This is a genomic window from Pseudomonas sp. LAMO17WK12:I1 (assembly GCF_900177315.1).
GTDB lineage: Bacteria > Pseudomonadota > Gammaproteobacteria > Pseudomonadales > Pseudomonadaceae > Aquipseudomonas > Aquipseudomonas marginalis.
The window spans coordinates 1-18,927 of sequence record NZ_FWZV01000005.1; the positions used below are offsets into that span (position 1 = coordinate 1).

Below are 18,927 nucleotides of genomic sequence, written 5' to 3' on the forward strand. Positions count from 1 at the left end.
TGTAGTTCCGTGATAGCTCAGTCGGTAGAGCAAATGACTGTTAATCATTGGGTCCCAGGTTCGAGTCCTGGTCACGGAGCCAATTTCAAACCGGGGTATAGCGCAGTCCGGTAGCGCGCCTGCTTTGGGAGCAGGATGTCGGGAGTTCGAATCCCCCTACCCCGACCATATTTGGGTCGTTAGCTCAGTTGGTAGAGCAGTTGGCTTTTAACCAATTGGTCGTAGGTTCGAATCCCACACGACCCACCATTTTTGAGACCAGTTAACGCTGGAATCAAATCTTAGGATCAGAGGTTGAAGCTCTGATCAAGGCGGTTTTACGGTTTTGGAAAGTGTTACAGCACTTAGATATCGCCGTAGACATGCAGCCGTCTGAGGCGAACATTAGTTTCGCTTCGTAATGATGTCAATGTGCATCGGTTTTCCGTTGCACATTCCGGGGTATAGCGCAGTCCGGTAGCGCGCCTGCTTTGGGAGCAGGATGTCAGGAGTTCGAATCCCCTTACCCCGACCATTATTCAAGAAAAAAGGCGCCTTTATGGCGCCTTTTTTCGTCTGTGGATCAGATAGATACCTCGAATCTGCTATCCCGGTTGATTTTGTCCGCTAATTATTTGACAGGCACGCGAAAGCCTCTGGTTGTCCAGAGCTCGCTACTGCGGTGCGGCTTGACCTAGGTGTCGTGCTATGGAGACGCCCGGGAGAACGATGTGCTTCCCATCGATCGCTCAGATTGGGTGCGTTTCCGGAATGTGCCGACGCCTAGCCCGCTTGCCATTAGCGTTAACAACAGATTCTGATCTATCTGATCTGATGGCGAATCTGTGGCAGATTCCATTGAGCCGCTATGTAGTTGTGCCGATGCGAACTCAAGAGCCTTCCTAAGCGCACTTGGGCCACTCGATCTGCTAGGTCTATCAATTATGACCTCTTCGATAGCCGCCTGTTGTTGTGGTGGCTGCAACGTTGTGGGCTTTGGATCGGCATTTTTTCGCGAAGGCAATCTTATTTGAGCGGAAGGGGCTGTAATGGCTGAAGTCGGTGGTGTACCGCTTGAATCAACCCTTCTAACTCGGCTTAAAGCACCCTGAGCCAGACTTCTCTCGTGCAGGACAGCACGCATGTGGTCGTAGTCGACTTCGATGTAGTTCATCGTCGTTGCAATATTTGAGTGGTTCAGCAGACTTTTGGTGAGATGAATGTTCCGCTCTGGTTGTTTCATCAAGTCCGTGGCGAGGGTGTGCCTAAAGCGGTGAGGGGTCATCCGCACGCCGATTTTATCGGTGAGCTTGCGGTAGATCGACTCAACCTGATCGATGTTCATTTCCTTACCGTGATAGTGCCTCGAAAATCGGTTGACGTTAAACAGCTGATCGTCCGGTGAAAAACCTATCTTCTCCGCTTCTCCCAGGATTCTGCAAAGGTGTGGAGCAAGTCCCTCCATGATGGGTAGGAAGAACTCGCGATGGGTTTTCTCTGTTTCACCGCGAACTAGGATCATCTTGTTGTCCCAGTCGATATCCTTGTAGCGAAGGCATAGCAGGGCATTTAATCGAATACCGGTGTAATAAAACATCTCGAAAACGGCTAGCCAGAACCAAGCTGGTGTTATCTGGGTACGCTCTTGAGTACAGCGCTCTTGCCCAACAAGAGATGTGAGCCAGTTGCGAGCTCGTTGTATTGCTTCTCCATTGATTGTCTTACTGGCTCGCTTGGGTGGAATAACGCTTGTTTTTCTGAATGGATTGATCGTGGTGTGGGTCATCAGGCCGTGCTCAATTGCATAGCCCCATACAGTACGTAGATGATTCGAATAGGTGTTCCAGCTTCGTTTGGATAATCCATTCTCAAGAATCTTCTTTCTCCATGCCAGTACCGCGCGATGATCAATCTCCTCAATCGGAGTTGTTCGGAAATGTTTAAGTAATGCTTTGGTCGATGCACGATAGATCTTCGCACTAGCATCGCGAAGGTCGTGAGCAAATATGTACTCCTCCGTTAACTTTAAAGGCGTGGTCATTCTGGCGATTCCAACATTTCTGATTTCAGAGACAGGCTTAAGTTGTCGAAGGGGACTTCAGAGAAAATCGTAAGCGGGTCAATAAGTAAGTACCCCTTGAGCTGCTTAGATTTTCGAGGCCCAACAACATTGCATGTCCAGATATTCAGGTGTTTTTCAGTTTTTTTATGGAGTTTCAGCTTCTCAAAACTCCTCTGAACCATCTGCCAAGCATTTACCTGCTGTGCTTTCGCCTGCAGTTCAATGTGAGGGAACTCCAGGACATAACGCTTGAATATTCCAGGCGTTACCAGCATGGCAGTCCCCGCCACCGTATGAACCTGTGCTTTGGCGTCATTTATTATGATGCTTCGGGATGCGATGCCTTTTTTAAGCCATTCAACAAATCCCTTACCGAAATCGGTGTTATTCCTTGGCATCGATGTTACTTCTATTGCAGTTGCGAGTGGCGAGACCCATTCATTGGCGCTGATGCAAGGCTGAGAATCATCCAATTGAAGGGGGGCGGTGTGTGCCGCTGAGACATTATGGTTATCATTGTTCGCTGGTGGCTCTTTGATATTACCAAGGAGGGCCAGTAGTTCGTCAAATTCAGCTGGATTGCTGGGAGAAGGCTGCGGGAGGGCAAATGGTATTGTTTCTGCCGGTGCTGAATCTGTATGCGCCCCTTTAAATCCAACGTCCTGGGGCAAGGTCTCTGGTCGCTTAGAGATGCTGCTTTCCGCCGAAGACTCTTCTACCGAATTGCCCGCTTCTACCTCAAGGGTTCCCGCGTATGCAGTTGGCCGATCGGTGGGGTCATTCCAGATCAGTGCCGGCGAAAGCTTCAACAGAGTGAAGGTGTTTCGCCAGCCGCGACCATTGTCGATCGTGGCCCTCCAGATCGCCTTGTCCTGGGTATTGGTCTGGATAACCCCCTGATCCTGCAGCATGTTGAAGAAGGGCGCATTCGAGCTGGGCACGCCCTCAACGCCCTGAGTCAGCAAGTAGGCCCGCAATTGATCTGCAATAGGTTTGCTAACCAGCCAAAGAGCATCCTGTGTCAGCCATCCATCTGACGGACCATCGGGTTGATTCAATTTGAATGTTTCCCGGACCAAGTAGCGCAACCCTTCTGCCAATTGCCGCTGCAAAGACTGCTTGGGCGCGGACAATGCGCGGGATGGGTTTCCGCCCAGTTCCTGGGCTACGGACGCCTGGTCGGCCTTGACTACTATCTCTCCCAGAATTCCTGCGTGTTCGTATTGACCGGCCAATACAAAGACTAACTGCGACCACACTTCTGGGAAGTCACTGAGCCAGTCCAGAATCTCCGGGGAGAGGATCTGGGCGTAGATCAGTGCAGCTGCGGCACCATGTAGTTGGTAGCTGCGTCCTTTCACGTAACGAAAGCGGTAAGGACGGTTGATTGGACCATGCCATGGGTGCCAGGTCTTACCTCCCTCCAGTTCGATATGCACGTCGACGGCAATCTTTCCAAGGTCATGTATCAGAGCGCCATAAGCTGCTGCGGCAGTCCACGCTTCAGCCTGTGCTGATTGAGATTCCGGTGGTGCGCCTATAGGGAGTAGATAGGTCTGTCGGATCTTCAACGCATAGGCGACGATTTCAAGCCCGTGATCCAGCATGCCGCCAGGGTGTGCATGGTGGTGGTTTTGCGAAGCAGGGAGCTGCTGGACCAACTCTGCGTAGCGCTCAAGTGGAAGCCGATAGAGTTCTGCAAACTGAGAGCGGGATAACGATGCGCGTTGCCAAATGTTCTCCAGAAGTTTTTGTCGGCGCGGAGTTGCGAGCAAGTCCTGTGCCTGGGCTGGTTTCAGGTAGCCTTTCGGAGAAGAGGCGGCAGCAGGTAGCTTTTTGCTGCGGCGGAAGATTGAGAACATCGTCGGCTCCATTAATGAATCATGGGGCAGGCTTTTCTCCTATCAACGGGGGGGCGAGCAAGAGGAAAGGTTTACTGGTGGTCTCAGGTATTTCTTTTGGCGAAAAGCCATCTTTCTATGGTGGTGACGGAGAAAGGAATGCAAAATAATCGTCGTTTCGGTTTAAGGGCACGGTGCCGCAGATCGACCCGGTGAGGAAAAAATGATGGTTTCACTTCGCTACGCTACGAAATCAACCTCAGATAATGTTTGGGCACTTTGTGATTTGATACGTGACAATAAGTGTGATGAGATCATTCTTTTTGCGAGCGTAGAAAATGATCTTGACGACGATGAAGCAAGGTATAATAACAACCTTCCTCTGGTTGTCGCTTTAGCTAAATATATTATTCCTCACGTTGATAGCGTGTTTGTCGTTTTCGATGGGGTATTTTTAACCGCCGCGCGTTACCCTCGTTACGGCGAAGTACGTGACTTACTGGATGTTGCCGTTGCGTCAGACAAGGTTTATTACTCCGGGCGGAGAGCTCCACTTACTAGCGAAATGACGCCTGACGAGGCGGTTTCAACTCTTATTGGGCTAGGTCCTATCCAACCTTTGACGGTTGATTCCAGAGCTAATTACTTTTCTTTGCTCAGCAGTTTTACAGAAGAAGAGTTAGTTGAAATTTATATCCCGCGAGAGATTCCTTAAGATTGGTCCTTTTACCCGCTAAAAGCGGCCCTTTCGGGTAGGGCTTTTACCCTTGTGAACCATTCCATTCGCTTCTACAAAACCTTTTACCCTTTGGGCCATTTTTGCAGTGAAAACGGGCGGGCGTTTGGTGCCGAGTGTAACGGCCGTTTGTCTCCTGATCTTGCGGCAGAGAAAAATCGGTATTATAAGTAATGTCAAATCGCCTCTAGAATGGGCATGAAGGAGACGGGCCATGACCACACAGACATCCCAGGGAGTAGCAAGTCGTTTGGGCTATGGCCTGGGCCAGGTTGTGCGCCTCGTTTGGTGCAGTCATAACCGCACAATGCGCTGGGTTAAGCGTCTGGCTCTGATCGCATTGGCCGTGTTTTTTTGGACATGGCTGGCTAACGCCTTCATTGCAGTCTTGACTATTGGTATTATTTTTCTTGCCCTGATGAATGGGGCAATTTCCCCACGTCATGAGGGAGGTCGGAAAGAGGGATTTGCAGTCGGCTGGCGAGATGGTCCCGATGGGTGGGGTTATTATGACATGTACGGAAATTGCCATACTTTTGGGGATGCCGATGAGTAGCGCCCTGACGTAGGCACTACTCATCCTTTCAAAGCACATTCCTCAGTTCTTTGCTGCCTTGTGATCCTGCTTGTTTTACATCTTTTGTTCCGCTGCTAAGACCTTCCAGCGCATTTCCCGCACTAACCCCTGCCCATCCCAGCGCGCCTATCCAAAATACCGGCAGGATGATGAACATCGATCCCATCACGAAGTTCAAGATTGCGTCCTGGGTAGCAGTATTCAAACCCATCACAGGATCAAATGATAAATGCGGGGAGCCGGCTCCATATAAAGCGTCCAGTATCGTGGTATCGACCCATCTTGCCAGTTGAAACCAGAAGTCCACGAAGATCAGAGCAAAAAACACTACGGACATAGTCATGGCCACTTTAAGTTGGTAAGCACCGACAATCAGTACCAACGGAATGCAAATTACCATCGCCATTTTTAAGAACGCCATGACCATCGGTAGCGCCTGGCGAACCATGTCCATAGCTGGGAAATAGGCCATAGATCCTAATGCAACTCCGAAAGTCCCCGCTGCCCGGGCTGCTCCATTCCAAACGGTTCCGTTGATTTGCCCCCCGTAGTCTGTATAAACATCCCCTTTCACCTGATTCGACGGCGAGACCAGTTGCCTAACAAGTGAGTCGGTCACTTCGTCCTGGGACATCCACTTCGCCCAACCAAGCATTTTGGTCATGAGATCTGGTGATACTTGATCCTTGATGCGATCCCGTAAGCCCACACCGCTATCGGACCACCATTGTTTGCAAGTCGGATACCCACCGCCTCCACTCACTTGTGGCAAGCCTACGTCGCGGGTAGCGCTGTAGGGCCAGGAACTCCTGGGTGTTTTAGAGTAATCCGTATCGTAATAGCCAGAAGTGTTCAGAAGAAAGTGGGAGCCGATCCAGCTGAGATCCTCCAAAAACTTTGGATCATTCGCCTTAGTTCCCAAGTCGGGTTGACGCATAAATAACCTAGCTCGGGAAGGACCATAACAGTCGTGCGTAAAATCTCCTATTTCCTGAGCCAGCAATGGGTTGTTTATTTTGGTGTTATCCACTTCCATCCGCATTTGCCGGAGATCAGTTCCGCAGGGTATGGCCGCGACAGCGCCGCTGGTCAATCCCTTTGATAACGCATGCATAAAGGCCCACCACATGGGCATTTCTGCACTCTTGCCTGCCAGAGTACTGAATGTTGTGTTCCAACCAGTGTCCGCGGGTTTAGGTAAGTTGTACTGACACTGCTGAGATCTACTTTGATCAAATGCCAACGTGTCAAAACTAACATTTACTGCTGGGACGCCGCAAAGCGCCACGACGACGTAACCGACGTAGATGTTGGTTTCGATTCGGGCTAGTGAGAGGACGCCTTTGTTACCCTCATCAGCACCTTCTCCACGAACTTTCAGCCACTCTTTGATAACAATGATGCAGAATGGCAGTGCAAATAATCCGGTATCTGAAATCATCGACCAAATACCGTTGTTGATAATCCATCCGGCCAGTGTTAGGTAGTACTCCAAATAATCATTGGTATAGAGCGTCATTGGACGCCTCCTGCTAGGGATACAGCTTTGCTCAGTTCAATCATTAACACCAGTATCATCAGCATTACTTCAATCTTTAAGATGCTTCTGCGATGCTTAGTGCGATCTGATTGTGGCAGTCGATACTTGAGCTTCAGCCAGGCGTAGGTAATTGCCATATAAAGCATCAAACGCCAACAGAGAAGCAGCCAGTAATTGTCAGTGCGCCAGGCTTGCCATTGCTCGGCGCTGTCGAACACGCTCATCAATACGCTGCTGATGAAGACCGCGACTGCGGTGGTGGCGAGCAACACGGCAAGCGCGATTAGGATGGCCCTGCCCGCTCGACGAACCACCAAGGGGTTGGAGGCATTGCTAGGCCTTCGTTTATCGGTCATGGCCTACTCCTCACTGTTTGTTCTTGGCGGGCGACTGCAACTGCTCCAATCGATCCGTTTCAGGTGCCCCCTGAAACACGCCCCGAGAGTCTTCGGCCCGCGCTTTACCGCGCTCAATGATTGTGAGGGGCGAGTTTTTAGCGAGCTGCTGACGCATATCCAGTTCCATTTTCAGATTGCCAATTTCCTGCTGCAGCGAGGAACTCTGCTGACCGACTGCCTGGAGGGCGAGGTCATTAGCCGCGACGTTCGGCTCGCGACTGCCCGCCATCAACGTTCGCTGCAGGGTTAAGGCTTTCTCCAAAACGTCAGAAAGCGCGACTTCTGAGGCAAGCCTGCGAGCAAGTACGTCCTGATCACGCTCGTCCTTGAGCGCTGCTACAACGCCCCGGGTAATGGGCAGAGAGTTGCTACTCGCGGCTTCCAGGTTTTCGATGGAGAGGGTTTTTCCACCGTTCAGCAGTTCCTGCAAGGCTTTCAGCTTGGTGTCGTAGGTTTCCTGGATCAACGGCGTCAGACCGACGCCAGCAGCTGTAACCGTTTTAGGACAACTGTCACAGGTCTGCTGTTGTTGTTCTCCCAGCACACGATTGGCGAAGGTCGTGGCCTCTTGGGGTGATGACCAAACGTTGCACACCATGCCATTGTTGCAGTTGTCTTTACTAATCGATGAAGTGTCGCTTGCGGCTCGCTTGTTCAGCAGGTTGTAGCCCGCTTTGGTGACGTCACCTACGATACGAATAGGCTTCTGACCGGAACCTCCTGCTCGATCACCCCCAACCCAAGTGACGCCGTCGTTGCCACCTTTTTTTTCGACTTGCTCCACCGCAGATACCGCGTCCGTGTTGGATGTCAGCGCCTGGCTCATGGCCTGACCCTCAGCGAGCTTGCCCCAGCCCATCTGGTTGCCGGCGATATCGGCCATTTTTTCTCCAATGGCGCGGCAAGTGCCTTTGGATCGATCAAAGTCGAGTCGGGCCTGCAGGATGCCGTTGGTGATGAGGTTGTATAGCGCCGGGTTCGCACGTTGAAGAATCAATGCCGGCAACGAAGCCACGGCGCTAGTGGCGTTCTGTACTACCGAGGTCATGATGTTCTGGAATCCAGAAGTGGCCCCGTTCAACTGATTTTGTAATGTGTTACTAAGGCTCATGTTTCCGCAGATCAGATTGTTGTTCCAACCTCCACCTACAGAAATACTGTCCATGTTGCCAGCGCTGCCCATGGCCACTGCGCTACCCCCACCGATGTTGTAGAGCACGTCGTCACCAATGACACTGCCGGATGATGAAATGTTGATTGGATCTGCAGACAGCGCTATTGCGCTGCAGAGGCTGCAGATGAGCCCTATCGCCAAGGTGGTGAGTTTCATGTTGTGCTCCGATCGCTGTGTCATTGGAAGTCCGTACTGCCGAGGAAGGTCTGACCACGACGCTGGCAGCACGAATATGGGCGCCAGAGCGCCCAGGCGTAGCCGCCATCCTGCGCATCGATGTTAGGGACGATGTTGGGGAGGATGGTGGGAAAGGTTGCGCAAGTCGGGTTGAGGACTGGGGTCAGCTCTTGCCACTTGCCAGTGGATGCGTCACCTTCGCGTAGCGGCCCTGCAGGCCAGTAGCCGGGATAGGGAAGGGCGAGCATTGGCAAGTAGACATGTACTTGGCCTGGGCGGGTGACCACGTCGCCAGCGCGTTGTGCAATGACGGCGCCGGTCTTATAGTCATCGGTCTGGTTGAGAAAGCCACTACGTGGATAGACGTTCCCCCAGCTACTCGCTGTGAATAGGCTGCCGACTTCGCGCATCCCTGGGATCAGTGCTTCGGGGTAAACGGACTCGGGTACACCGTATCGCCAGGCTATCGGATCGAGGGTGCTCAGGAAGTAGGGAACGAGCGGTAATGTCGCGCCTTTGCAGATATAGCCTGAAGCGCTAGCAAATTGACTGAAAGTCGCACCTCCAGGGTGGCCGATAACATCGGCTTCCTTGAACTTGATAATGTTGTTTTCAGCGACGTGATTGGTGGTGCCGTCGTTACCTGCCTGAGCCATCGGATTAGGTGTGCCCATAGGCGACATCTCTATCCATGGATTCATCCCAGTGTTCGAATATGCAGACACCACCGCGTCTGGCACATAGTGACGAACTTTGGTCGAGGTTTTGACTTTGCAGCCGAAAGGCGTACAGAGCAGCCAGTAGCAGATACCTACTACCTTGTACTCTAGGCACGTCGGCGACAGTGTCGACGCAATGATGGATGCCGATGTAATTGCAGCCGATGCGCTGAATGACAAACTGAAAGTGATGGCCAGCGACAATGGCTTGATCGGAAAACGTGAGCGCTTCATCGTGACTGGCTCCGCGCTCTGTCGATCAGCGTGACGGCTTTAGCGACGTCCGGCTCGCCGTATACAACGTATCGACGGTCAACAACTACGGCCGGGAGCTTATTGACACCCAGGCTCCAGGCATCAGTGACACCCTGCTGTGCTTGAGCGAGGTCGTGCTGCAGACGCTGGCCTGTAGGACTTGCCAAGTAGCGTTGGACGGCTGCTTCAGCCTGACGCGGATCAGCAGGCAGCGCTTGAGACAGTTGTTCTTCCAGACGTTGCTGTTCATCCAGAAGAATGATGCGAGTACCAGGCGGCGCCGTCACTGGATGGGCTTGATTGGTAATGACCCATGTCTCTGCCTGGGCTGTGAGAGTTACAAAAAGTAGGGCCAGTGACATGAGGCGGTGCCGCATCTGGCAGAGTTTGCTGTGGATATCGGACATGAACCCATACCTGAAGTGATTTCAAGTACAGGAAACCGGAAGATGGCGATGGACGCAGTAGGAAATAGGAATTTGGGTTGAGAAGTATTTTGGAGTGCCCGATCTCGCAGCTAGATATGGTGTTATCCAGCCCTTAGGTCTATCAAGCCTGAGATCAGCTTGACTCAATGCAATGCGTACGGCCCTATCTTCGGTGGTGGTGCGTCGATGCAACCGGCTACTCGATCTTTATTTTGACTTCCCCGTCCACTAAACACACAAGCCCCACTTCGGTGTTCACACCCAGAAACTCGTAAATCGCCCTGACCTTATCCACAAAAGCCTCGTCTGCGCTGAGTAGGATGTGAGCACGAGATCCGATGGCTGCATGGGCAGCATCGCTGATAGCGGCGACATATCTGTACTCAAGCTTGAGCTTGCTGTCGGACTTGTAGCCAATCATGTTCAGCAAATTATAAATGGCCGTAACTTTTTCGTGTACTTGCATGTCTCGGCCGTATAGGGGATTGGCGGCGATGCCGAGGAAATTTTCGATTGAGTAGCCCTGATCTCGGTAACCATCAAGGTCCTGGTAAATTTTCCATATTTTCTCAATAACGTTGGGAGGCTTTACATTGTTGAGTTCCTTCGGGCCCATTCCAACTGAGGAGCGATATTTTTGGACTCCCGATTGATCTGTTTCATCGCTGATATGTTTCGTCATCTCTGCGGCGGACATTGCTGAAACTTGTTCGTACTGGGACTGTAGAGTTAGGAGATATTGCTCGATGGGCGCACGCAGATGAGGATGGGTGTAGTCGAGCTGGGCAAGAGGGGCAGACAGACTCTTGATGAGTCCATCAAACGCGTCTATCTGCTCAGAGGCTATTTTGGTGAAAGTTGATGCGCTGCGGCCCCCGTACATCTTAAGCGTGGTTTGATGTGCTGCCGCCAACATGATGTCGTAGACCGGCTCCATCTGAAGATAATTACCATAGGCTTGGACGGCAGGAACCTCATGAAGAATCATTTCTCCGGTAGGCTCGAAGCTATCATTGAACTGATACCTGAAGTGCATAGCGTTCAGAGAGTCTAGGGCTGCCAGGAATTTCTCAGGCTGGCCGCTGCGCTTGATCTCACGTAGCGTTTCGTCCGAGTAGATGACCTGAAATCTGTCAATTAATGATGTAAAGAATGCAAGATCATTGCCTTTGACAACCATCGTCAGTACGTTTTGATCTATATAAACGGTTGTCTTGCCCGCATAGGTAGGCAGAATGGGGCTTTCTTTCATTCTCATGGTCTCAGCGAGATGCAGCAGGATATGAGTATTTAAGTTTAAGTGAACTGCAATTACCTTATGCCATCGACACCTTTTTTTGCAACTTGCGCTAGACGATCAATCGCAGAAAGTATTAATACGCTGTCTGCAGGGCCTTCAATTTTTATTGATCTTCCTGTTGTGTTGTCTTTAATTAGTATAGTAGGTGTTGCCGTGATCCCTGCTTTTATTGCGTCCTCAGCTTGTCGGCTGATGTACTGAGCAATTCCGGTGTTGTTAGTCGCGCAGTCTTCTAGGTCCTGGTTACTGATGCCATTGACATCCAATTGTCCGCTGATGCCCTGACCGTTGCTGCGGGTACGTGCGAAGGTTTGGTCGATGGCTTGCCAGAAAACATCCTCGCCGCCCATCGTTGCTGCGCATTCAACGAGCCTAGCCTCATGGATTGCAACTGGGCCGTGAAAATCCAGAGGCAGATGGTGCCACCTCAGATTTACGTCCTTCTGCTGCTGAACCCATTCCTTCAAAGCCGGCGTATACGTCTTGCAGTAGGGACACTCCAGATCCGCATACTCTGTCACAGTCCAACGAGCATCAGGCGAGCCGTATACCCAAGGGCCTGTGTGATTGGGTGTTTTCATCTCGTTTCGAATAAAGACAATGCAGGCCAACGATAGGCCTGACATTAGACTCCCTAGAATTACCTTTCTAAAACTTGGGCGTTTCATGCCAGAGCCTCAACTGGCTTCGAGGAGAGAAGTGCTTGTTTACGCAGAGCTTCAAGTAGCTCGGTCTCAGCATCATCGGGTTGAGGATGATGCTTGAGCCAGTTGGCCAATACTGTTTGAAGTTGGGACTCAACGTCACGACGATCTACCGCTCGTATCACGACCTCTTGCAGTTGCTCTATCAAAACTGGGGCACACACTTCCAGGGTCTGAAGGGCGTCCTCTCCTGGCTGTTCAAGTAGGTGAACCAGACTTTCAATCAGGTTTTGTGTCAGGGAATCTAGTGCTCTCATGCTTGGCGCTCCAAGGCCGTGGCTTGCTCGGGGAAATTGATGATTTTCGGTTCGATACCGCGATGACGGTCCAGCGCCGCTGCGACCTCAATGGCGGCATCAAGTTCGTTGCAGCCTTTGGCTTGCATGATGTCGAAGCGTTGTTTTTTCTCCTCTGGCTCTGTCATGGCCAGGGCCAGGTATAAACTGGGGGGCACCGCCCGGAACAACATTTCCATGCTTTTGGATAGCACCACGCCTTCGGTGAATTTCCCGCTTTCTTTGCGCGCTGACAGCATCATCGACTTCTGTGCTGGGGTCAGTTCACGAAAACGGGCGATCTTTTCCACTTCATCCGGCGGCATGTTCAAGCACATCCACCACTCGATCATATTCAGCAGAGCCGATGCCTCGGGTGGAACATCGTCGACGTTCTGGGTCGCCATCCAGAACCAGGCGCCGAGCTTTCGCCACATCTTGGTGATCTTGACGGAGTAGGGCGACAGCAGTGGCACCTTCAACTGAATGTGGCCTTCGTCGGTGAAGAAGATCAGCGGGCGGCCTTTGAATTGATCCCGCTCTGCGATGTTGTTGACGCTGTTTAGCAATGAGATATAGGCGATGGCCATCTGTGCGCTGTAGCCTTCTCGGGCATACGTGGCCAGGTCCACAATGGTGATGTCAGCTTCAGGCCACGGCGTACCAGGGCGGTTGAACATCTCGCCTTCAGTGCCCATGCAGAACATTGACAATGCTTCCGCCATTTCCTGGAAACGTGAGCTTCGAGCAGCTGGGGTACCCGGCTCTTGCCCCATCTCTCGCAGTGCCTCACGGATGTCTTCGGGAAGCACAATGCGTTGTTCCGCTACACATTTCTGTGCTGCATTGAGAATGCATTGGCGGATGGCGCTTCGATCTGCTCGGGTAAGGCGCGCATCTTCTTTTTCTTCCCCGCCAGTGATCATCAGCCTGGCTGTAATCTCCATTTCACCCAGGATGTCGCGTTGTTCATCCTCGGTCTGGCTGGCCAGGTGTTGATCAGAGGCTTCAAGATCATCAGCTTGCAGAACTTTCACGTTTTGATCTGGTTCGATAAGTTTCACTGCATCCGCGAAGGGCGCCAGGCTGACGCCTGAGCCGGGGGCCAGCCGAACGCGGTTAACTGTCAGATCCAGCTTCCTGGCGAAATCACCGAGCAAGCCAAAGCTATTGCCGGCTTCCACGATGAACAGGCGAGGCCGATAGATGGCAATTACCTGACTGAGGATGTTCGTCGCGGTAGCCGATTTTCCCGACCCTGTCGGACCGAAGATGAAAAGGTGCGCGTTCATCTGACGGTCCAGCTTGTTCAGTGGATCGAAGGTAATTGGTGCTCCCCCACGGTTAAACAGTGTGATACCTGGATGTCCGGTTCCGGTCGACCTTCCCCAAACAGGAGCCAGGTTCGCAATATGCTGAGCGAACATCAGTTGCGCGTACCATTCCAATGCCCTTCGCGCGTTGGGGTCGAAGTTGCCAGGCAGCCATCTTAGGTATGAGTTGAGCGGTGCAACTTCATCCCGAGGTTCCACGGGCTCCATGCCAGCGCCCAGTAATGCACTGCTGAGTTGCAAACTGCGTTCCTGTAACTGCGCGTCGTCTTTCCCTCGCAAGTAAAACGCTACGCTACCTCGGTAAAGCTTGTGCTTACGGCCAAGCAATTGGCGGGCTGTGGCGACATCCTCGCGCGTCAGGATCGACGCTTGGGTATCTCCGACGGCCTTGCGTGAGAGCTGTTCCAGATGCCCTTCGAGGATGTCCTGCGGTGTGATGACGAGGGTGATACAGAGAGTGGTGTCCTCTGGCATTTTGTCGAACAGCGCATTAAGTGCATCGCCGCCCTTGCGGGTTTCGCCTGTTAGATGTCCAGTCTTTGGAGCTTCGCGCAGACGATCGAGCATCACCACGCGGTGGGGAAGACCGTCGAAATACCACAGGCCTTTTTCGATGTCCGACAGCGGTTCGCGGTAACACAGGTTTTGCGAAAAGTCTGTACCGCTGGCTAGCGGTAAATCACCTTCCTCCGAGGAAGGGGCCTGTTTGCATACCAGTTCATAGAAGCGTCGAATATCAGCATCGGCTGGGCCAAGATGATCTGGGCGTGGGTTGAACCAATGAATTAACCAGTGGCGGATAGCGTGGCCATCCATACGATGGGTTTTTATGCCGGCGTTCGCCAAGCCCCCCACCAAGCGATCGCAGATGATTTTCAGGTAAGGGCCAGGGGCTTGACCGCGAACGTCCGCCTGCGCGCCCTGGGTGCGTCGGTACACCACTAGACGGACTCGCCGTTGCTGGCCCCTCCAAGGCAATTGGCTGACCTTGGTATCTTCAAACAGCCCCCCAGGCTTGGAAATAGCTTCCAGGTGCTGCTTCATCAACTGCAAATAAAGCTCGGTGAAGGCACTCTCCTGCGCGCGAGGCTGAATGTAATCGTGCAACTGCTGCAGGTAGTCATCCCAACTGGTTTCATCCTGGGCGTACAACTGAACGACCCATGGGGAGGTTTCAAGTTCGTCAAACGAATCCTGCAGCGCGTTTTCCAGAGCATCCCGGGCTTTGCGCAACCATTCGGGATCTCGACCTTCAGTGCCAATTGGAATCAGCTCGAAAAAAGCAGCGCGAGAGACGCCGTCTTCCAGCAGCATCGCTTTTTCCCCCGGTAGGTAGTCTACCCAGGGCAGAAGGTCCACGAACGACGGGTTGACGTCATACAAGCGGTCGACGTCAGCAGTTGTAGCTGGCTTTTTCTGGGGATTACGCCAATCGCTCGGTGATGGAATGCCCATGGCTGCGAGGCGCTCGTGATAACGCTCAGTCGCAGCCTCAAAAGTCACGGTTGCTGATGGCTGCGCATCGGTCCCACTGGCTGAGAGGTCAGGTTCGACGCGGTCAGATGTCCGCCGTGCTTTGAGTCGTTCAAAAAGGCCCATCAATATGCCTCCGTGCGTTCACCGGGCATGGCGTACTGAACGCGCTGATACAGCGGAAATACCGTGGTGTAGCCTGGGATTGGAGCTGGATCAGAGCCCGCCAGGTGAGGAAACACGTACATCACCAGGTCCGGATTGGGCAGGCGCTTAAACTGGCTGTAGATCTCGTTTTGAGCAGTGCGCGTAAATTTTGCATTTTCGTCCAGTTCCGCCTGATTTGTTTGCAACGGTCTACGCAGGTCTTGGCGGGCATCGAGCAATTGGCGGCTACTCGCGCTGCTTGAACCACTGGATCCCTGATTCCACACGTCCATCATATTGCTGTCGCCGTGGGGGAGCAGTTCGTCCTTGCTGGTGGCGCAGCCAGATCCGAGCAGTGCGATCACCAGGTAGGTGCCAATTTTCAAGGCGTGGTTAGTCAAGCGCAGTCGAGGCATGACGGGCTCCTGAGCGATAGTCGACCTTTCGGCCATTGAGTTCGTAGTCGATGGTCAGCTGTTGGTCCAGGTGTACGGCGATCTTGGCGCCTGGCTGCACGTACACCGCAGCGAAGGCTTGCCCGTAGAGTTTGTTTACCCAACTGGAGACATCATTGACGCCCTGGCCAATGATTTTGCCCATGGCCTCACTGCCTGAACCGCCGACAGAACCGATGGTTCCGGACTGCGGGTTTATAAACGAGCTGCTGTTGCCATCTGATTTAATCAGGGAGGCCGCACCGGCGCCGGCCGCAGTGATGAGTACCTGGGATCCGATGTATTGCGAGGCGTTGCTTTTACGATCACCACTGATGCAGGGAATGCCATAGGCATCGCTTATCCACCCCAGTCCACCCTGGATAGTTGTCTGGTTGCCATTGTTCTGGTTGTTACTGTTTTGATCGCCGTTCGCTTCTTCCTGCGGCTGTGGCAACGTGCGAACAGTGCCATCATTGAAAACAAAGGTCAGACTTTTGATCTGTCCTCGTACGCAGGATAGGGTCCAATCACCTGATGCTGTTCCACTGGCCACCGCGCCGGCGACGTCGGGCAGGTCGATCCCGTTAGCCGTGAGATTGTCTGGTCCGATTAGGACCTTGAACGGGTAGGGGTCATTGACCGTGCCGTCTATAGGAACCCGGCCGATCAGCGCGGACATGGCCACTGAGCCCATCAATGTCGAGTTCTGCGGCAGTGTGTAGACTTTGCGCACTTGTTTGCGCGCCTCCTGCGGCGAAATTTCGTTGGTGACGGTTTGGGCACCCGTGCGAAGCGCATTTTGACCCCGGTCCATGGACTCGCCAAAGGAAGTCGGGAAGTTGAACCCACTGGCTGTTTGATTTGAGCCGGCAGCGATAGGTTTGCCGTTGATGTCAACGGGAGTCGCATCCTGCGGCTCTATCCATACAACGTCCGGCCCGGGGGCGTCTTTGAACGTTTGACCATCCCCTGTCTGAACGCCGAAGCCGATTGGCAAATCAGATCCAGACTGATTGCCACTGCCTGATTTGCTGCTCAGGGTGTTGTATTGCTGCTGCAGCGTGTCCAGGATTGTTTGGCTCTGTTGTTGAGACTCTTGCTTCAACGTTTGCTGAACGCTTTGCAGTTTGCTGTCGACGTTGAGGTCGATGGACTGCAGGCGCTTTTGCAGCTCTATGTTCTGTTGTTTGAGCTCATCATTGGTCTTCAGTGCATTGGAGACCTGGTCCTTGAGCTGTCGGCTTTCCGCAACAATAGTGCGCAATGTGTCGCTGGGTGTATCTCCGTCAACCCCAAGCTTTTTAGCCTCTTCCGTGCTAAGTACAACCGTGTCCGGTGCATGAACCTGTTGATCGGGACTTCCGCGATTGAATGATTTGACCACTACGTATATCGCCAGGATCGCGAACGGTATGATCAGGTATTTAACAAGTGGATTACTCTTCACGACGACCTCCCTTCGGATCGATCTGGCTGACGGCCGCCGGTAACAACGATTCGGCTAAACCATGGCCAAGGGTCACCAGATAGACCGTTGTGGTATCGCTGGCATCACCCTTGGCGCCCAGGTACGGATGCTGGAAGGTAGCGCTTACAAAATCGCCCATCAGATCCCGAGGGTCCAAGCTAAGGTGCTGAGCGCTCGTGTTGCGCAGCTTCACCGCCGTCACCCAGTAATCGTCCAGTCGCCACGATCCCAGAGCAGACGCTTCGACCGTTAACGTCGGCAGGAGCGTGGTGAGGTCTACACCTCGCTTGAAATTCACCTGGGCAATGCCTTCCACCGGTTCCACAGTGCGCAGAGGGGCGTACAACATCTGGGCGGCATATCGTGTGAGGACCACTGGCAATGGCGTTTCTCGGCGCGGCGCCGGTGTGGCTTCCTCTACTTCCTGTGTGGTGGCTTGTACCGTGGGAGCCAAAGCATGGCTGCTCGTAGGTTTGGAGTTGACTTGCCCGTATCGTGTTGAAGGGCTCTCGCCAGCAACAATTTTTGCCGGCTCGAATGCATCCTGATTTGGTTGCCCGGTGGTTGCGATGATATCCACGAGCATAATCTCGCCGGAGCTCATGTTCTGCAGCTGCAAGCGGCTTGGTTCAATGGGCTCTTTAGCCAACAAATAGAGGGCGCCGCCGGTGCTCTGTACGCGCAGCTTGTCGACCAGGTTACGAGGCACACCCACTCGAACATTCTGGTCGACAAAGACAATGCGTTCCTGGCCGACGATCAAGGGAAGTGCCAACGGAATTCGGTCCCAACGAAGGATTTCAACCGCGTTGGCCATCCCGAAGAGGTTGAGTGTGAGCAATCCGATAATCAGCAAGTAGCGCCGCATCATTTGCCTCCTGTCTTATTTTGCTCGACAGAGACTTCAATGCGTTGAGGGTTACCGCTGTAGCAGTCCCAAGCCAGGCCGAAGGGGTTCTTTTCGGGATCGATATCCGAGCGAATGATGTGCAGAGGGTAGCGGGCCAGTGCTCTTTTCACTCGCTCGCCACCGTAATGCTCATCGGCAGTGATATCCAGGTTGACGGTCCAGTCGTTGATGCTGTTCTGCTCGATATGTTGCTCTGACTTATCGTCGATACCTCTTCCCGGAATCTCAAAAACACCACGTTCACGTTTACGCAGCTCGCCGCTGTTGCGACGTAGCTCGAAATCCTTCTGCAGATAAGCTTTGCAGCTAGGCGTCAGGTAACTACCCAGACGGGTGATGTTGTCCTGGTAGTCGACTTCACCGTCCACAGGCCAGCGGTTCATCTGCTGGAATATGTACAGTCCGAATGCATACACAGACTCTGGAGGAATATCCCACCACTGACGTGTACTACCCGAACGAAGGTCTGGCGGCACATGGATGGTCAAGTCGCGCGGTGCGCTCTGCCAGCCATAGGCCATGTAGATCCCTAGGATGATTAGCAGACCTATCACCAGGCGCAGGCTGTTGATATGTGCTAGTTGTGCATCAACTTTTTTACGATAAGTCATTGAACCCCCGTTCTTCGGCAGGTCCATGCACCAGTACGTGTGATTAGGTGGACTTTGTTCCAGGTCGGAAAATATCGTGCGATGCTCAACTGCATCTGGCGGTACAGCCATGTGTCAGGTCGACCGCGCTTCCAGCGGCGCAAGAAACGGCTGGCAAGCGTGAGCCCGAGAACCGCACAAAGCATGGCTGCGGCGATGATCAGCGCCCATATCTGGGTAAGTATCGCCACCGCAATGCCGAGGATCAGCCCGGCTGCGATACTGATCCCCAGTGTTGCCCACATCTCATCAGCGGTTAGACCGCCCATGATGACAGGCTGATTGTTCAGCCGCACTGGAAGGAATATCAGGGTTCCATCGTCAGAGAGTTCTGTCATGGCCT

The 18,927-nt window shown here is 53.0% G+C and carries 18 protein-coding genes and 4 tRNA genes; 6 read left to right on the forward strand and 16 right to left on the reverse strand.

All coding sequences use genetic code 11. The features are described from left to right. Positions 1–6 precede the first annotated feature (6 nt). From B9N88_RS10115 to B9N88_RS10130, 4 genes are all read left to right on the forward strand, one after another. Positions 7–82, forward strand: a tRNA-Asn gene (locus tag B9N88_RS10115). Between the two features lie 9 nt (positions 83–91). Beyond that, a tRNA-Pro gene (locus B9N88_RS10120) sits at positions 92–168 on the forward strand. Between the two features lie 5 nt (positions 169–173). Continuing rightward, a tRNA-Lys gene (locus B9N88_RS10125) sits at positions 174–249 on the forward strand. 188 nt (positions 250–437) lie between these two features. Next, positions 438–514 (forward strand) — tRNA-Pro (locus B9N88_RS10130). Positions 515–685: 171 nt separating this feature from the next. Here B9N88_RS10130 and xerC read toward each other — a convergent pair. Beyond that, positions 686–2,020, reverse strand: a complete 1,335-nt coding sequence (gene xerC, locus B9N88_RS10135; protein ID WP_027606840.1) for a site-specific integrase — start codon at positions 2,018–2,020, stop codon at positions 686–688. Continuing rightward, a complete protein-coding gene (mobH, locus tag B9N88_RS10140) occupies positions 2,017–3,903 on the reverse strand; it encodes a MobH family relaxase (RefSeq protein WP_043293682.1) in 1,887 nt (628 codons plus the stop codon). The genes xerC and mobH overlap by 4 nt, the downstream gene beginning before the upstream one ends. 205 nt (positions 3,904–4,108) lie before the next feature. Between mobH and B9N88_RS10145 the strand changes: the two genes are divergently transcribed. Together B9N88_RS10145 and B9N88_RS10150 are read left to right on the forward strand one after the other, a co-directional pair. Then, a complete protein-coding gene (locus B9N88_RS10145; protein ID WP_033899063.1) occupies positions 4,109–4,597 on the forward strand; it encodes a hypothetical protein in 489 nt (162 codons plus the stop codon). 235 nt (positions 4,598–4,832) lie between these two features. Continuing rightward, positions 4,833–5,174: a hypothetical protein gene (locus B9N88_RS10150; RefSeq protein WP_027606838.1), complete on the forward strand. Its 342-nt coding sequence runs from the start codon at positions 4,833–4,835 to the stop codon at positions 5,172–5,174. 28 nt (positions 5,175–5,202) lie between these two features. On the opposite strand, the gene B9N88_RS10155 is transcribed toward B9N88_RS10150, so the two are convergent. The 14 genes from B9N88_RS10155 to B9N88_RS10220 form a co-directional block, all read right to left on the reverse strand. After that, complete coding sequence (locus B9N88_RS10155; protein ID WP_027606837.1) at positions 5,203–6,714, reverse strand: conjugal transfer protein TraG N-terminal domain-containing protein; 1,512 nt, start codon at positions 6,712–6,714, stop codon at positions 5,203–5,205. Continuing rightward, positions 6,711–7,091, reverse strand: coding sequence for a hypothetical protein (locus B9N88_RS10160; protein WP_027606836.1), 381 nt, complete (start codon positions 7,089–7,091; stop codon positions 6,711–6,713). Before B9N88_RS10160 ends, B9N88_RS10155 begins: the two co-directional genes overlap by 4 nt. A gap of 10 nt (positions 7,092–7,101) precedes the next feature. Then, a complete protein-coding gene (locus B9N88_RS10165) occupies positions 7,102–8,463 on the reverse strand; it encodes an integrating conjugative element protein (RefSeq protein WP_027606835.1) in 1,362 nt (453 codons plus the stop codon). Between the two features lie 20 nt (positions 8,464–8,483). Beyond that, positions 8,484–9,437: a TIGR03756 family integrating conjugative element protein gene (locus B9N88_RS10170; RefSeq protein WP_027606834.1), complete on the reverse strand. Its 954-nt coding sequence runs from the start codon at positions 9,435–9,437 to the stop codon at positions 8,484–8,486. Further along, entirely contained in the window at positions 9,434–9,865 is a 432-nt protein-coding gene (locus B9N88_RS10175) for a TIGR03757 family integrating conjugative element protein (protein ID WP_081744456.1), read from the reverse strand. Before B9N88_RS10175 ends, B9N88_RS10170 begins: the two co-directional genes overlap by 4 nt. A gap of 217 nt (positions 9,866–10,082) precedes the next feature. Then, complete coding sequence (locus tag B9N88_RS32895) at positions 10,083–11,138, reverse strand: hypothetical protein (RefSeq protein ID WP_256221291.1); 1,056 nt, start codon at positions 11,136–11,138, stop codon at positions 10,083–10,085. Positions 11,139–11,197: 59 nt separating this feature from the next. After that, positions 11,198–11,854, reverse strand: coding sequence for a DsbA family protein (locus B9N88_RS10185; protein WP_043293680.1), 657 nt, complete (start codon positions 11,852–11,854; stop codon positions 11,198–11,200). Beyond that, positions 11,851–12,147, reverse strand: a complete 297-nt coding sequence (locus B9N88_RS10190) for a hypothetical protein (protein ID WP_027606831.1) — start codon at positions 12,145–12,147, stop codon at positions 11,851–11,853. The genes B9N88_RS10185 and B9N88_RS10190 overlap by 4 nt, the downstream gene beginning before the upstream one ends. After that, entirely contained in the window at positions 12,144–15,098 is a 2,955-nt protein-coding gene (locus B9N88_RS10195; protein ID WP_027606830.1) for a conjugative transfer ATPase, read from the reverse strand. The genes B9N88_RS10190 and B9N88_RS10195 overlap by 4 nt, the downstream gene beginning before the upstream one ends. Continuing rightward, on the reverse strand, positions 15,098–15,535 hold the full coding sequence (locus B9N88_RS10200) for a TIGR03751 family conjugal transfer lipoprotein (protein ID WP_027606961.1): 438 nt from the start codon (positions 15,533–15,535) through the stop codon (positions 15,098–15,100). The genes B9N88_RS10195 and B9N88_RS10200 overlap by 1 nt, the downstream gene beginning before the upstream one ends. Further along, positions 15,513–17,003 carry a TIGR03752 family integrating conjugative element protein gene (locus B9N88_RS10205; RefSeq protein WP_027606829.1) on the reverse strand — a complete coding sequence of 497 codons (1,491 nt, stop codon included), beginning with the start codon at positions 17,001–17,003 and terminating at the stop codon, positions 15,513–15,515. The genes B9N88_RS10200 and B9N88_RS10205 overlap by 23 nt, the downstream gene beginning before the upstream one ends. Further along, positions 16,993–17,892 carry a TIGR03749 family integrating conjugative element protein gene (locus B9N88_RS10210; protein WP_043293678.1) on the reverse strand — a complete coding sequence of 300 codons (900 nt, stop codon included), beginning with the start codon at positions 17,890–17,892 and terminating at the stop codon, positions 16,993–16,995. Before B9N88_RS10210 ends, B9N88_RS10205 begins: the two co-directional genes overlap by 11 nt. Continuing rightward, a complete protein-coding gene (locus B9N88_RS10215) occupies positions 17,892–18,545 on the reverse strand; it encodes a PFL_4703 family integrating conjugative element protein (RefSeq protein ID WP_027606827.1) in 654 nt (217 codons plus the stop codon). The genes B9N88_RS10210 and B9N88_RS10215 overlap by 1 nt, the downstream gene beginning before the upstream one ends. Next, the gene (locus B9N88_RS10220; RefSeq protein WP_027606826.1) at positions 18,542–18,922 is read right to left on the reverse strand and encodes a TIGR03750 family conjugal transfer protein; all 381 of its coding nucleotides are present in this window, start codon (positions 18,920–18,922) and stop codon (positions 18,542–18,544) included. Before B9N88_RS10220 ends, B9N88_RS10215 begins: the two co-directional genes overlap by 4 nt. Positions 18,923–18,927: the final 5 nt, after the last annotated feature.

Bases quoted from the DNA above. Each gene is read 5' to 3' on its own strand.
- B9N88_RS10145 (WP_033899063.1), top strand. From the start codon at position 4,109: ATGGTTTCACTTCGCTACGCTACGAAATCAACCTCAGATAATGTTTGG.
- B9N88_RS10175 (WP_081744456.1), bottom strand. From the start codon at position 9,865: ATGTCCGATATCCACAGCAAACTCTGCCAGATGCGGCACCGCCTCATG.
- B9N88_RS10165 (WP_027606835.1), bottom strand. From the start codon at position 8,463: ATGAAACTCACCACCTTGGCGATAGGGCTCATCTGCAGCCTCTGCAGC.
- B9N88_RS10220 (WP_027606826.1), bottom strand. From the start codon at position 18,922: ATGACAGAACTCTCTGACGATGGAACCCTGATATTCCTTCCAGTGCGG.
- B9N88_RS10155 (WP_027606837.1), bottom strand. From the start codon at position 6,714: ATGACGCTCTATACCAATGATTATTTGGAGTACTACCTAACACTGGCC.
- B9N88_RS10150 (WP_027606838.1), top strand. From the start codon at position 4,833: ATGACCACACAGACATCCCAGGGAGTAGCAAGTCGTTTGGGCTATGGC.
- B9N88_RS10160 (WP_027606836.1), bottom strand. From the start codon at position 7,091: ATGACCGATAAACGAAGGCCTAGCAATGCCTCCAACCCCTTGGTGGTT.
- xerC (WP_027606840.1), bottom strand. From the start codon at position 2,020: ATGACCACGCCTTTAAAGTTAACGGAGGAGTACATATTTGCTCACGAC.
- mobH (WP_043293682.1), bottom strand. From the start codon at position 3,903: ATGTTCTCAATCTTCCGCCGCAGCAAAAAGCTACCTGCTGCCGCCTCT.
- B9N88_RS32895 (WP_256221291.1), bottom strand. From the start codon at position 11,138: ATGAAAGAAAGCCCCATTCTGCCTACCTATGCGGGCAAGACAACCGTT.
- B9N88_RS10215 (WP_027606827.1), bottom strand. From the start codon at position 18,545: ATGACTTATCGTAAAAAAGTTGATGCACAACTAGCACATATCAACAGC.
- B9N88_RS10195 (WP_027606830.1), bottom strand. From the start codon at position 15,098: ATGGGCCTTTTTGAACGACTCAAAGCACGGCGGACATCTGACCGCGTC.
- B9N88_RS10190 (WP_027606831.1), bottom strand. From the start codon at position 12,147: ATGAGAGCACTAGATTCCCTGACACAAAACCTGATTGAAAGTCTGGTT.
- B9N88_RS10185 (WP_043293680.1), bottom strand. From the start codon at position 11,854: ATGAAACGCCCAAGTTTTAGAAAGGTAATTCTAGGGAGTCTAATGTCA.
- B9N88_RS10170 (WP_027606834.1), bottom strand. From the start codon at position 9,437: ATGAAGCGCTCACGTTTTCCGATCAAGCCATTGTCGCTGGCCATCACT.
- B9N88_RS10210 (WP_043293678.1), bottom strand. From the start codon at position 17,892: ATGCGGCGCTACTTGCTGATTATCGGATTGCTCACACTCAACCTCTTC.
- B9N88_RS10200 (WP_027606961.1), bottom strand. From the start codon at position 15,535: ATGCCTCGACTGCGCTTGACTAACCACGCCTTGAAAATTGGCACCTAC.